We start from the raw sequence: 13,272 nt of genomic DNA, 5'->3' as shown, positions 1-13,272 counted from the left end.
GGTGTGATGTGCGAATGGCCATGCGCCCCCACAAGCGCATGGCCAGGCACCTGACACCGTACTTTTGAGGCTTTTTTGCGTCCAAGCGCTAGTGGAATATGCGCCAACAGCTACACATTTGATAGCAACCAAGACCACGGCACGCAGCGACACCGTCATGCCGGCCCCAACGCGGCGGGTCGATGACGGCCAGCGCCGGGCGCTGACCGCCTTCAGCCGAGGTCGCGTGCCAACCGAATGCCCGTGAACTGCCAGCGCGCCGTGGCCGGAAAGAAGTTGCGGTAGGTCAGTCGCTCGTGCCCCGGCGGCGTGGCTTTGGACGAGCCCCGCAGCACGTACTGGTTGACCATGAACTTGCCGTTGTACTCACCCACGGCGCCTTCGGCCACCCGGAAGCCGGGGTATGGCGCGTAGCTCGACTGCGTCCACTGCCAGGCAGCGCCGTGCCACTGCGCCAAGCCAGCGGCACCCTGCGCGGCCGCATGCTCCCATTCAGCCTCGGTGGGCAGGCGCGCGCCCACCCAGCGCGCGTAGGCATCGGCCTCGTAGTACGACAGATGCACCACCGGCTGGTTGCCCTGCAGCGGCTGCAGGCCGGCCAGCGTGAACTGGTGCCAGGCCCCATCGATGCGATGCCAGTACAGCGGCTGCTCCAGGCCCTGCGCCGCGCGCCAGTCCCAGCCTTCGGCCAGCCAGAGCAGCGGGTTGCGGTAGCCACCCGCTTCCACAAACGCCAGATACTCGGCCTGCGTCACCAACCGCGAGGCCAGCGCGTAGGGATGCAGATACACACGATGGCGCGGGCCCTCGTTGTCAAAGGCAAAGCCGCTGCCAGCGTGGCCGATATCGGCCAGCCCCCCGTCAAAGGAGTGCCACGCCAGTGCTTGGCCAGCCTCGGGCGCCACAGCGTCTGAAGCCTTGGCATAGGCGGGGAACAAGGGGTTGCAGGACAGCAGGTGCAGGATGTCGGTGAGCATCAGCTCCTGGTGCTGCTGCTCATGCTGCAGGCCCAGCTCGATCAGGCCACGCGGCGCAGCGTCATGCGCCACAGCGGGCCACAAGCGCGCCATGCGGGCGTCCACGTCGGCCCGGTAGGCAAGCACCTCGTCCAGCGATGGCCGCGWGAGCAGCCCGCGCTGCGGACGCGGGTGCTTGGCGCCCACACCGTTGTAGTAGGAGTTGAACAGCACCCGGAACGCCGGTGCAAACGGCTGGAAACCTGGCTCGTGGGCTTCGAGCACAAAGGTCTCAAAGAACCAGGTGGTGTGGGCCAGGTGCCATTTGGTGGGACTGGCGTCGGGCATGGACTGCGCGGCGCAGTCCTCGGGCGACAGCGGAGCCGCCAGGGCCAGCGAGCGACCGCGCACGGCGGTGTAGCGCGCCAGCAGCGTGTCAAATGCGGGGGATGTCACGGTCATGGCAGCCACCGGTCAAGGACGGGCGTGGACCACCGCGAACCAGCCCCGCTCGTCCGTCCACGCCTGGGCCTGCGCAAAACCGGCGCGCGCAAGCATGTCGGTGAACACGGGCAACGGGTACTTGTAGCTGTTCTCGGTGTGGATGCGCTCGCCCTGGTCGAACCTGCGACCGCCGCCGGGCCAGCACACCTCGGTGTCAGAGGCAGCCTCCAGGTGCATTTCGATGCGCGACGCCTCGGTGTTGAAGAACGCACGGTGCTGCCACTGCGCAACGTCAAAGTCGCTGCCGATCAGGCGGTTCACATGCCGCAGCACATTGCGGTTGAACTCGGCGGTGACCCCCGCTGCATCGTCGTAGGCGGCTTCGAGCACCGCCACATCCTTGGGCAAATCGATGCCGATGAGCAGGCCGCCATCGTCGTCGATCAGTTCGCGCATGTGGGCCAGCAGCTCCAGCGCGTGCGGCGGGTCGAAGTTGCCGATGGACGAGCCCGGGTAGAACACGAGGCGCCCGGTGCGGGGAATGTCGTCAGGCAGTGACACCCCCAGGGTCATGTCGCCCGCCAGCGCGCGGGCATCCAGCGCCGGGAAGTCGTCGCGCAGCCCTTGCACCGCCTGCTCCAGAAAATCCGCCGAAATGTCCACGCCCACAAAACAGGCCGGCTGCACCAGACGGCACAGGGTGCGGGCCTTATGGCAGTTGCCCGCGCCCAGTTCGATCAGGGTGCGGCCTGCGCCCACGGCGCCCGCGATGCTGTCTGCATGTGTCTGCATCAGCGCCATTTCGGTGCGTGTGGGGTAGTACTCCGGCAGGCGTGTGATGGCTTCAAACAGCTGCGAGCCATGCTGGTCGTAGAAATACTTGGGGGAGATACGTGCGGGCCGCTGGGTCAGTCCGCGGGTGATGTCGGAATAGCGAGGCAGGAGCATGGGTCGTCAGGACGTTGGGGCGGCAGCGCCGCCGGGTGGTCAAAAGCAGAGGCACCGGGAGCGCCCACATTGCGGCCCGCCCCACACGCTCCCCTGCCCCATTGTGCGTTGCCTCGCTGACTGCCGTGTGTAGGCCATTTCCGCACCCACAAAAAAAGGGCTGGCGCATGCGCCAGCCCTTCAGACCCTTGGAGAACTTTTACTGTCAGAAACGCAGGGCCCGCCTGGGGCCCTGTGCCCTTAGAAGCGCCAGCCCAGACCCACGCCCACCAGAACGGGGTCCACCTTGAAGGTGCCCAGCTTGGCACCGCCTGCGCTCACGTCGGTCTTGATGAAAACCTTCTTCACGTCGAAGTTGAGGTACAGGTTCTTGGCCAGCGGGATGTCCACACCCACTTGCAGCGCGGGGCCGAAGCTGTTGCGGTCAATGCTCACACCCGCAGGCAGGTTCACGCTGGAAAACCGCGTGTAGTTCAGGCCCGCGCCCACGTAAGGCTTGAAGCCGGGGGCATCAAAGTGGTACTGCGCCAGCAGTGTGGGGGGCAGGTGCTTGAGCGTGCCAATGGCTGCGCCGCCAGCGCTGAGCGTGTGCTTCTGGGGCACAGTCAGGATCAGTTCGGCCGCGATGTTCTTGTTGAAGAAGTAGGTGACATCCACTTCAGGGATGGTCTTGTTGTTGACCGACAGGCCCAGCGGTGTGCTGTCCTTGTTGGCGCTGTCCAGGTGCACCGCACGTGCACGGACCATCCAGGGGCCCTCGGCCTGTTGCGCCAGGGCAGCGCCAGAAGACAGGGCACAGAGAACGGCGACAGCCAGCAGGTTCTTTTTCATGGTAATTCGCATCGGTTGGACGGGGACGACCCCCGTGCATGCATTGAACCGCTGCGGCCCCCACCCGGCCTTGCCTTACCTCAAGCCCTCGGTAGTAACCCTTAGACCTAGATCAAGGAATACCCACTATCAAGCTGTGGACTTGCCGCGCAGGCGCTGAACCAGCGTCCACCCGGCCAGCACCAGGCCACCCGCCACGATGCCCACCACGGCGTTCAGCAGGTTGGGCACCAGCACCGCCCACAGCCCGCCCACGGGCCATTGCGCCGCTGCCGTGCCTGCGGCCTCAACCGCATGGTGCAACGCAGGCACGCCGTGCACCAGAATGCCACCGCCCACCAGAAACATCGCCGCAGTGCCCGCAATGGACAGCCCCTTCATCAGCCAGGGTGCTGCGCGCAGGATGCCCGATCCCAGGGCACGCGCGGCACTGCTGGCCTTGTTGTTGAGCCACAGGCCCAGGTCGTCCAGCTTGACGATACCCGCCACCAGCCCATAGACACCGATGGTCATGATGATGGCGATGCCCGACAGCACCGTGAGCTGCTGCACGAAGGGCGCAGCGGCCACCGTGCCCAGCGTGATCGCAATGATTTCGGCCGACAGGATGAAGTCCGTGCGCACGGCGCCCTTGATCTTGTCCTTTTCAAAGGCCACCAGATCCACCGCCGGATTGGCATTGGCCTTGGCGTGGCTCTCATGCTCGGCCTCATCCTCATGCTGGGCGTGCAGCAGCTTGTGCGCCACCTTCTCAAAGCCCTCAAAGCACAAGAATGCGCCCCCCACCATCAGCAGCGGCGTCACGGCCCACGGCGCAAAGGCGCTGATCAGCAGCGCAGCGGGCACCAGGATGACCTTGTTGATGAACGAGCCCTTGGCCACCGCCCACACCACCGGAATCTCGCGCTCAGCGCGCACCCCGGTCACCTGCTGGGCGTTGAGCGCCAGGTCGTCCCCCAGCACGCCCGCCGTCTTCTGCGCAGCCACCTTGGTCATCACCGACACATCGTCGGCCATGGCAGCGCTCTTCTTGGCCGCCACCTTGGTCATCAAGGCCACATCGTCGAGGATGGTGGCGATATCGTCGAGCAAAGCAAGCAGGCTGCCAGCGGCCATGGGAAGTCCTTGGGATGAGTCGCAAAAAAATGCGGCGAACAAGCCGCCGGTGTGCGCCGCACTATAGCAACGCACAGACAACCGCAGCGCAAGGCCCATCGTCGTGCAGAGGCCACGCCATTTGCAGATAGCCCCACACCGCCTGCGGGCATGCCTGCCCAGCCACAAGGCGCATACTCGCGCCCTCATCCACTACCCGCTATGGGGCCTTCTGCGGGCTTCACCGCCCCGCCATGCCCGGCTACCTGACCAAGCAAGAAGACATCGCCATCACCGGCGCGGCAGACCTGATCATCCAGTCGCTGCTGGACAAGCAGCAGTTTGCCGACCCGCTGGGCGCCGCCGAGGCGCTGGGTATCTCATCGGCCGCCTGGCCCCTCTTCGGCCTGTTGTGGCCGTCGGGCGCGCAGCTGGCCCAGCGCATGGCCAGCCGCCCCCTGCTGGCGGGCGAACGTGTGCTGGAGATCGGCTGCGGCCTGGGTCTGGCCAGCCTGGTGTGCCACAGGCGCGGTATCGATGTCACCGCCAGCGACTGCCATCCTCTGGCCCAACAGTTTCTGCAGGAAAACGCGCGCTTGAACGGCCTGTCACCCGTGAAGTACCGCACGGGTCAATGGGGCTCGGACGCGCCAGCACCGGCCAACGCGGTGCAAGGCCAGTTCGACCTCATCATCGGCAGCGATGTGCTGTACGAACGCGACGCTCGTGCGTCCCTGGCCACCTTTCTGGACCACCACGCAGGCGACGGCGCGCAGATCTGGATCGTGGACCCGAACAGGGGCAACCGCTCCACCTTCCATAAGCAGATGGCTGTGCACCGTTTCGATGTGATCGAAGAGCGACTGGACCACCCCGCCCTGGCCGATGTGCCGGCGTACAAAGGGCGGCTGCTGATGTACCAGCGCACCTTAACAGCGGCCTGAACACGACTTTGAAGGGTTGGCCCGGCGCGATATCGCCACCATCAGACCGCCGAGCCCGCGCACCCTAAGCGCCAGGGCAGCCGAGCAAGGGCCGCCCCGCAGCGAGGGCTGCATCCCTCTTCCCGATTCGCGCAGCGAATCGGGAAGAGGGAAGCGGCGCAGCCGCTCAGGGGGATGCCCCCTGCTACCCCACCCACTTGCGCGCGTTGCGCCAGATGCGCATCCAGCCGCTGTACTGCGCCTTGTCTTCGCTGGTCCAGCTCATCTGCACGTTGCGGAACACGCGCTCGGGGTGCGGCATCATGGCCGTGAAGCGGCCGTCCGCCGTGGTCACTGCCGTCAGGCCACCCGCGCTGCCGTTGGGGTTGAACGGGTACTGCTCCGTCGCGCGGCCGTGGTTGTCCACGTAGCGCATCGCAGCGATGGCCTTGTCGGCATTGCCCCGGTACTTGAAGTTGGCATAGCCCTCGCCGTGTGCCACCGCAATCGGCAGGCGGCTGCCTGCCATGCCTTGCAGGAACAGGCTGGGAGATTCGAGCACTTCCACCAGCGAGAGGCGGGCCTCGAAGCGCTCGCTCTGGTTGGTGGTAAAGCGCGGCCAGTCTTGTGCACCGGGGATGATGTCCGCCAGCTCAGCAAACATCTGGCAGCCGTTGCACACGCCCAGGCCGAACGTGTCGGTGCGACCGAAGAAGCCCTGGAACTGTGCGGCCAGCACCGGGTTGAAGGTGATGGACCGCGCCCAGCCAATGCCAGCGCCCAGCGTGTCGCCATAGCTGAAGCCGCCGCAGGCCACCACGCCCTTGAAGTCTTCGAGTTGGACGCGGCCGGTCTGCAGGTCGGTCATGTGCACGTCGTAGGCCTCGAAGCCTGCCTCGGTGAAGGCGTAGGCCATCTCGATRTGCGAGTTCACGCCCTGCTCGCGCAGGATGGCGACCTTGGGTTTGGCCAGGTTGAGGTACGGCGCGGCCACGTTGTCGGCCGCGTCGAACGTCAGGTGCACGTGCAGGCCCGGGTCGGCGGGCTCGCCCGCTGCAGCGTGCTCGGCATCGGCGYWGGCSGGGTTGTCGCGCTGCTGGCAGATCTTCCAGCTSACCGCATCCCACACCTGGTGCAGGTCGGCCAGCGAGGCACTGAACACGGACTTGGCATCGCGCCAGACCTGGAGTTCGCCCTTGCCTGCGTCGATTTCGGACGACACAGGGCGGGTCTTGCCCACGAAGTGGCTGAATTTGGACAGGCCATGCTCGCGCAGCACCTGCATCACATCGTTGCGCTCGGCGGTGCGCACTTGCAGCAGCACACCCAGCTCTTCGTTGAACAGCGCCTTGAGCGTCAGTTCTTCACGGCGGGCACTGACCTGCTGCGCCCAGTTCTTGGCGTCWCCGGTTTCCATGCGGCTGTCGSWGATGCCGTCGCCTTCRGTCACCAGCATGTCSACGTTGAGCGCCACGCCCACRTGGCCYGCAAAGGCCATTTCGGCTGCTGCGRCSARCAGGCCRCCATCGCTGCGGTCGTGSWWKGCCAGGATCTGGCCCTTGGCGCGCAGTGCGTTCACGGCGTTGACCAAGTTGACCAGGTCTTTGGGGTCGTCCACATCGGGCACCACGTCGCCGCTTTGCTCCAGCGTCTGGCCCAGGATGCTGCCGCCCATGCGGTTCTGACCCTTGCCAAGGTCGATCAGCACCAGCGTGGTATCGGCCTCGGTGGCGTTGAGCTGGGGAGTGAGCGTACCGCGCACGTCGGACAGCGAAGCAAAGGCGCTCACGATCAGGCTGACGGGCGAGGTGACTTTCTTCTTGTCGGAACCTTCATTCCACTGCGTGCGCATGGACAGACTGTCCTTGCCCACGGGAATGGACACGCCCAGCGCGGGGCACAGTTCCATGCCCACGGCCTTCACGGTTTCGTAGAGCGCAGCGTCTTCGCCGGGCTCACCGCAGGCGGCCATCCAGTTGGCCGACAGCTTCACGCGCGGCAGCTCAATGGGCGCGGCCAGCAAGTTGGTAATAGCCTCGGCCACGGCCATGCGACCCGAGGCGGGCGCGTTGATGGCGGCCAGCGGCGTGCGCTCGCCCATGCTCATCGCTTCACCCGCAAAGCCCTTGTAATCGGCCAGCGTCACGGCGCAATCGGCCACSGGCACTTGCCAGGGGCCGACCATCTGGTCGCGGTGCGACAGGCCACCCACGGTGCGGTCGCCAATGGTGATGAGGAAGCGCTTGGAGGCGACCGTGGGATGGGCCAGCACATCGATCACGGCCTTTTGCAGCGGCACGCCGGTCAAGTCCATCGGTGCAAATTCGCGCACCACGGTCTTCACGTCGCGATGCATCTTGGGCGGCTTGCCCAGCAGCACGTTCATGGGCATGTCCACGGGGAGCTTCTGGTCGTCGGCCGTGGCAGCGGGGTCGTGCAACACCAGCTGGCGCTCTTCGGTGGCTGTGCCGATCACCGCAAACGGGCAGCGCTCGCGTTCGCAGAAGGCTTTGAACTGCTCCAGCGATTCGGGCGCAATCGCCAGCACGTAGCGTTCTTGCGACTCGTTGCTCCAGATTTCCTTCGGGCTCATGCCGGACTCTTCGAGCTGCACGGCACGGAGGTCAAAGCGCGCGCCGCGGCCAGCATCATTGGTCAGCTCGGGGAAGGCGTTGGACAAACCGCCCGCGCCCACGTCGTGGATGGCCAGGATGGGGTTGTTCGTGCCCTGTGCCCAGCAGTGGTTGATGACCTCTTGTGCACGGCGCTCGATCTCAGGGTTGCCGCGCTGCACCGAGTCAAAGTCCAGCTCGGCCGCATTGGTGCCGGTGGCCATGGAGCTCGCCGCGCTGCCGCCCATGCCGATGCGCATGCCGGGGCCGCCSAGCTGGATCAGCAGCGAGCCTGCAGGGAATTCGATCTTTTTCGTCAGCTCTGCATCGATCACGCCCACACCGCCCGCGATCATGATGGGCTTGTGGTAGCCACGCTGCACACCGCCGACGTTCTGCTCGTACTCGCGGAAGTAGCCGTTCAGATTGGGACGGCCGAACTCGTTGTTGAACGCCGCGCCGCCCAAGGGGCCTTCGACCATGATCTGCAGCGGGCTGGCAATGTGCTCAGGCTTGCCCACGGTGCTGCCCCAGAGCTTGGACACGGTGAAACCCGTGAGGCCCGCCTTGGGTTTGGAGCCCCGGCCGGTGGCGCCTTCATCGCGGATCTCGCCGCCCGCGCCGGTCGATGCGCCTGGGAAGGGCGAGATGGCCGTGGGGTGGTTGTGCGTTTCCACCTTCATCAACACATGCTGGGTAACGCTACTTTTTTGATAGCTATTAGCGCTTGATTCACTAGCGCTTGCGGCCATTTTTGCCACAAAACGCTCCACCTGATGGCCTTCCATGACCGAGGCGTTGTCCGAATACGCGATCACCGTGTGCTGGGGCGCCAGCTGGTGCGTGTTGCGGATCATGCCGAACAGGCTCTTGCCCTGCGCCACGCCGTCAATGGTGAACTCGGCGTTGAAGATCTTGTGGCGGCAGTGTTCGCTGTTGGCCTGCGCGAACATCATCAGYTCCACGTCGGTGGGGTTGCGCTTCAGGCCCGTGAAGGCGGTCACGAGGTAGTCGATTTCATCGTCGGCCAGGGCCAGGCCGAAGCGGGTGTTGGCCGCTTCGAGTGCCGCGCGACCACCGGCCAGCACATCCACATGCTCCATGGGCGCGGGCTGCAGTTCGGTGAACAGGGCGGCTGCTGCGCTCCGGTCAGCCACCACCGATTCGGTCATGCGGTCGTGCAGCAGGGCCGCGATCTGGCCCAGTTGCTCGGCCGTCAGCTCGGTTGTCTTGCCCAGCAGGCCGGATTTCAGGCTGATGCGGTACTCGGTGATGCGCTCAACACGGCGGATGGCGATGCCGCAGTTGCGCGCAATGTCGGTGGCCTTGGAGGCCCAGGGCGACAGCGTTCCCAGGCGGGGCGTAACGATGAGCGCGGCGCCGTCTTCAGGGCCCGCGTAGGGGTCGCCATAGGTCAGCAGCGCGGCAAGGCGTTCTTGTTCTGCAGGAGTGGGGGCCGCATCGGTGGCGACCAAGTGCACGAAACGCGCTGCAATGCCACTGATCTTGGGGTGGATCGCCTCCAGGGCGGGTTGAAGTTGCTGGGCGCGGAAGGAGCTGAGGGCGTTGCCGCCCGCCAGCGTGGTCATGTGCAAGGTCACGGTAGCGGCCTGTTGGGGGGTGTCAGGGGTAGAGGGTGGCTCCGGGCGCCAGCGTGCAACCAGCACCGGAGCCCTCCATTTTACCGGGCATGGCCGGGCCGGCTGCGCAGCCGGGGGCCCGATGGGATAATTGCGCCATGAGCATCACCATCAAAAGCGCCGAGGACATCGAGGGCATGCRCCTGGCCTGCCGTCTGGCCTCCGAAGTGCTGGACTACATCACACCGCACATCAAGCCCGGCATCACCACCAAAGAAATTGATCGCCTGGGCGCCGAATGCATGGCCCAGCAGGGCACCATCTCGGCCACCGTGGGCTACCAGCCACCAGGCTACCCGCCCTACCCGGCTTCGCTGTGCACCTCGGTCAACCATGTGGTGTGCCACGGCATCCCCAACGACAAGCCGCTCAAGAAGGGCGACATCGTCAATGTGGACGTGACCGTGATCACCAAGGACGGCTGGTACGGTGACAACAGCCGCATGTTCCTGATGGGCGAATGCTCGATCGCTGCCAAGCGCCTGTCAGCGCTGACGTTTGAAGCCATGTGGCATGGCATCGTGCAGGTCAAGCCAGGCGCGCGGCTGGGGGATATCGGCCACGCGATCCAGAAGTTTGCCGAAGGGCACGGCTTCTCGGTGGTGCGCGAGTTCTGCGGCCACGGCATTGGCCAAAAGTTCCACGAAGAACCCCAGGTGCTGCACTATGGCAAGCCCGGCACGCTCGAAGAACTGGTACCCGGCATGGTGTTCACCATCGAGCCCATGATCAATGCCGGCCGCCGCGAAGTGAAGGAATTTGGCAACGACGGCTGGACCATCGTGACCAAGGACCACAGCCTGTCGGCCCAGTGGGAGCACACGGTACTGGTCACGCCCACGGGGTACGAGGTGATGACGCTGTCAGCGGGTTCACCCCCGTTGCCGTCCTTTGTGACCGCCACCAAGACCTGAGGCGAGCGCCGGGCCGCCGGTTCCCGCGCAAAAAGGCAGCCGCTTGCACAACTCTTGCATGGCTTTTTCATGGCCTCCCACGATACTTACCGACCATGACTGAACTCCATGCCCTGCGCGACGCCTACCGCAGCGACAAGGCCGCGCTGCTGGCGGCCATGCAATCCACCGGCGCATCGACACGCGGCATCCGTGTGCTGCTGCGCAAGCTGTCGTCGCTGGCGGGCAACCTGCTGCAGACCCTGTGGCAGCGTGCTGAGCTGCCCGACGATATGGCCTTGGTGGCCGTCGGCGGATTTGGGCGCGACCAGTTGTTCCCCTATTCCGATGTCGATGTCCTGCTGCTGCTGCCCGACGGCACGGCGCCCGAGGCCGGCAGTGCCTTGCGCACGAAGCTGGAAGGCTTCATCGGCAGCTGCTGGGACACGGGCCTGGAGATCGGATCGAGCGTGCGCACGGTGGCCGAGTGCCTTGCCGAAAGCGCGGGCGATGTCACCGTGCAGACCTCGCTGCTCGAATCGCGGCTGGTGTGCGGCAGCGCCGCGCTGTTTGCAGAATTCCAGCGCCAGTACCGCGCGCAGATGAACCCCCAGGCGTTTCTGGTCGCCAAGACCCTGGAGATGCGCCAGCGCCACACCAAGTACGAGAACACGCCCTACTCCCTGGAGCCTAACTGCAAGGAGTCGCCCGGCGGGCTGCGGGACCTGCAGATGATCCTGTGGGTGTCGCAGGCTGCCGGGCTGGGCAGCAACTGGAAGGAACTGGCCACCAGTGGCCTGGCCACGGCCTTCGAAGTGCGCCAGATCGAGCGCAACGAGGCGCTGCTCTGCCTGATCCGTGCCCGCCTGCATGCAGCGGCCGGGCGGCACGAAGACCGGCTGGTGTTCGACTTGCAGACCGCCGTGGCCGAGTCGTTCGGCTACCGCTCGCAAGCACCCGATGGTTCGCGCCTGCCCATGCGGGCCAGCGAAAGTCTGATGCGGCGGTACTACTGGGCAGCGAAGGCCGTGTCGCAACTCAGCCAGATCCTGCTGCTCAACATTGAAGAGCGCCTGAACCCATCGACCCATGAGCCGCGTCCGATCAACGAACGGTTCTTTGAGAAGGCGGGTCTTATCGAGGTGGCCAGCGACGACCTTTACACCCGCGACCCGCACGCGATCCTGGAGACCTTCCTGCTCTACCAGACCACGGTCGGACTCAAGGACCTGTCGGCGCGCACCTTGCGCGCGCTGTACAACGCACGCGGCGTGATGGACAGCGCCTTCCGTCGAGATCCGGTCAACCGCGATGCCTTCATGCGCATCCTGCAGCAGCCCTCGGGAATCACGCACGCCATGCGGCTGATGAACCAGACCTCGGTGCTAGGCCGCTACCTGTGGCCGTTTCGTCGCATCGTGGGGCAGATGCAGCATGACCTGTTCCACGTCTACACGGTGGACCAGCACATCCTGATGGTGCTGCGCAAYGTGCGSCGCTTCTTCATSGCCGAGCATGCGCACGARTACCCSTTYTGCTCGCAGCTGGCGGSSGGCTGGGACAAGCCCTGGATTTTGTATGTGGCGGCGCTTTTCCATGACATTGGCAAGGGACGCGGTGGCGACCACTCGCAAATCGGCGCAGAAGAAGTACGGCGCTTTTGCCGCCAGCACGGCGTGGACCGCGAAGATGGCCGGCTCATCGAGTTTCTGGTGCGTGAGCACCTGACCATGAGCACTGTGGCGCAAAAGCAGGATCTGAGCGACCCCGATGTGATTGCTGCCTTTGCACGCCGCGTGGGCAATGAACGCAACCTCACGGCCATGTACCTGCTCACGGTGGCGGACATCCGTGGCACCAGCCCCAAGGTCTGGAATGCCTGGAAAGGCAAGCTGCTGGAAGACTTGTACCGCGCCACGCTGCGCACCCTGGGTGGCCGCGCACCCGATGCTGCGGCCGAAATCGAAGCCCGCAAGCGCGAGGCGCTGGTGCTGCTGGCGCTCAACGCCCTGCCCTTTGAAGCGCACAAGGCGCTGTGGGCCACGCTGGACGTGAGCTATTTCATGCGCCATGACGCGGCCGACATTGCCTGGCACACACGCCACCTGTCGCGCCATGTAGGCACGGCCAAGCCCGTGGTGCGCGCCCGCCAGTCGCTGGCGGGTGATGGGCTGCAGGTGATGGTCTACGCCGCCGACCAGGCCGACCTGTTTGCACGCATCTGCGGCTACTTCGACCGTGTGGGTTTCAGCATCCTCGATGCGCGGGTGCACACCGCCAACAACGGCTATGCGCTGGACACCTTTCAGGTCGTGGCCTCTTCGGCATCGGAGCAGCCAGGGCACTACCGTGAGCTGACCCACATGGTGGAGAGCGACCTGATGCGCGTGATCGAGGAAGGCGGCCCTTTGCCAGAACCCACCCGCAAGCGGGTGTCACGCCGGGTCAAGAGCTTTCCTGTAGCGCCCCGGGTGACCTTGCGCCCCGACGAAAAGGCGCAGCGCTGGCTGCTGGCGATCTCGGCCAGCGACCGTGCCGGTCTGCTCTATCTCGTGGCACGTATCCTGGCGCAGCACCACCTGAGCGTGCAACTGGCCAAGGTCAGTACCCTGGGCGAGCGGGTGGAAGACACCTTTCTCATCCAGGGCCCAGAGCTGCAGAACAACGCCCGCCAGATCCAGATCGAGACCGAGCTGCTGCAGGAACTGTCGTCCTGACCGCGCAGGGATAGGCCCAGGAGAGGATCTCTATCAGTCATCTTCGGTGGCACTGATCTCCGGGAACAGCACCTCAGTAAACCCGAACTGCGTGAAATCACGCACCCGCATGGGATACAGCTTGCCGATCAGGTGGTCGCATTCGTGCTGTACGACGCGCGCATGGAAGCCATCTACCGTGCGGTCAATGGGGTCGCCGTACAGATCGAAGCC

Annotated in this window: 9 protein-coding genes; 3 read left to right on the top strand and 6 right to left on the bottom strand. The window is 65.3% G+C overall.

All coding sequences use genetic code 11. The features are described 5' to 3' along the window. Positions 1–212: 212 nt before the first annotated feature. From egtB to AC04MI_RS18525, 4 genes are all read right to left on the bottom strand, one after another. Positions 213–1,418, bottom strand: a complete 1,206-nt coding sequence (gene egtB / locus AC04MI_RS18540; RefSeq protein WP_476498374.1) for an ergothioneine biosynthesis protein EgtB — start codon at positions 1,416–1,418, stop codon at positions 213–215. Positions 1,419–1,430: 12 nt separating this feature from the next. Continuing rightward, positions 1,431–2,348 (bottom strand): L-histidine N(alpha)-methyltransferase, encoded by a 918-nt coding sequence (gene egtD / locus AC04MI_RS18535; RefSeq protein ID WP_436078552.1) that lies wholly within the window; start codon positions 2,346–2,348, stop codon positions 1,431–1,433. 240 nt (positions 2,349–2,588) lie between these two features. Then, positions 2,589–3,179 (bottom strand): OmpW/AlkL family protein, encoded by a 591-nt coding sequence (locus AC04MI_RS18530; RefSeq protein ID WP_015013729.1) that lies wholly within the window; start codon positions 3,177–3,179, stop codon positions 2,589–2,591. Positions 3,180–3,308: 129 nt separating this feature from the next. After that, the gene (locus AC04MI_RS18525; RefSeq protein WP_056067381.1) at positions 3,309–4,295 is read right to left on the bottom strand and encodes a DUF808 domain-containing protein; all 987 of its coding nucleotides are present in this window, start codon (positions 4,293–4,295) and stop codon (positions 3,309–3,311) included. Positions 4,296–4,528: 233 nt separating this feature from the next. Here AC04MI_RS18525 and AC04MI_RS18520 point away from each other — a divergent pair, with 233 nt between their 5' ends. Further along, the gene (locus AC04MI_RS18520; RefSeq protein WP_116749566.1) at positions 4,529–5,218 is read left to right on the top strand and encodes a class I SAM-dependent methyltransferase; all 690 of its coding nucleotides are present in this window, start codon (positions 4,529–4,531) and stop codon (positions 5,216–5,218) included. Positions 5,219–5,402: 184 nt separating this feature from the next. Here the strand turns inward: AC04MI_RS18520 and purL are convergent, their stop codons facing one another. Further along, positions 5,403–9,410 (bottom strand): phosphoribosylformylglycinamidine synthase, encoded by a 4,008-nt coding sequence (gene purL / locus AC04MI_RS18515; protein ID WP_476498376.1) that lies wholly within the window; start codon positions 9,408–9,410, stop codon positions 5,403–5,405. A gap of 137 nt (positions 9,411–9,547) precedes the next feature. On the opposite strand from purL, the gene map reads away from it, so the two are divergent. Both map and AC04MI_RS18505 read left to right on the top strand, forming a co-directional pair. Continuing rightward, entirely contained in the window at positions 9,548–10,363 is an 816-nt protein-coding gene (gene map / locus AC04MI_RS18510; RefSeq protein WP_476498373.1) for a type I methionyl aminopeptidase, read from the top strand. Positions 10,364–10,458: 95 nt separating this feature from the next. Continuing rightward, positions 10,459–13,059 carry a [protein-PII] uridylyltransferase gene (locus AC04MI_RS18505; RefSeq protein WP_476498372.1) on the top strand — a complete coding sequence of 867 codons (2,601 nt, stop codon included), beginning with the start codon at positions 10,459–10,461 and terminating at the stop codon, positions 13,057–13,059. Positions 13,060–13,092: 33 nt separating this feature from the next. On the opposite strand, the gene AC04MI_RS18500 is transcribed toward AC04MI_RS18505, so the two are convergent. Next, the coding region (locus AC04MI_RS18500; RefSeq protein ID WP_476498371.1) for a peptide deformylase at positions 13,093–13,272 on the bottom strand (180 nt) is incomplete at its 5' end.

The organism is Acidovorax sp. LjRoot204 (assembly GCF_056175785.1).
The sequence above is the reverse complement of the archived record's forward strand: the minus strand, read 5'-3'. Positions and strand labels throughout refer to the sequence as shown.

Excerpts from the sequence above, each read along its gene's own strand:
- AC04MI_RS18530 (WP_015013729.1), bottom strand. The coding sequence starts at position 3,179 with ATGAAAAAGAACCTGCTGGCTGTCGCCGTTCTCTGTGCCCTGTCTTCT.
- AC04MI_RS18520 (WP_116749566.1), top strand. The coding sequence starts at position 4,529 with ATGCCCGGCTACCTGACCAAGCAAGAAGACATCGCCATCACCGGCGCG.
- egtD (WP_436078552.1), bottom strand. The coding sequence starts at position 2,348 with ATGCTCCTGCCTCGCTATTCCGACATCACCCGCGGACTGACCCAGCGG.
- AC04MI_RS18525 (WP_056067381.1), bottom strand. The coding sequence starts at position 4,295 with ATGGCCGCTGGCAGCCTGCTTGCTTTGCTCGACGATATCGCCACCATC.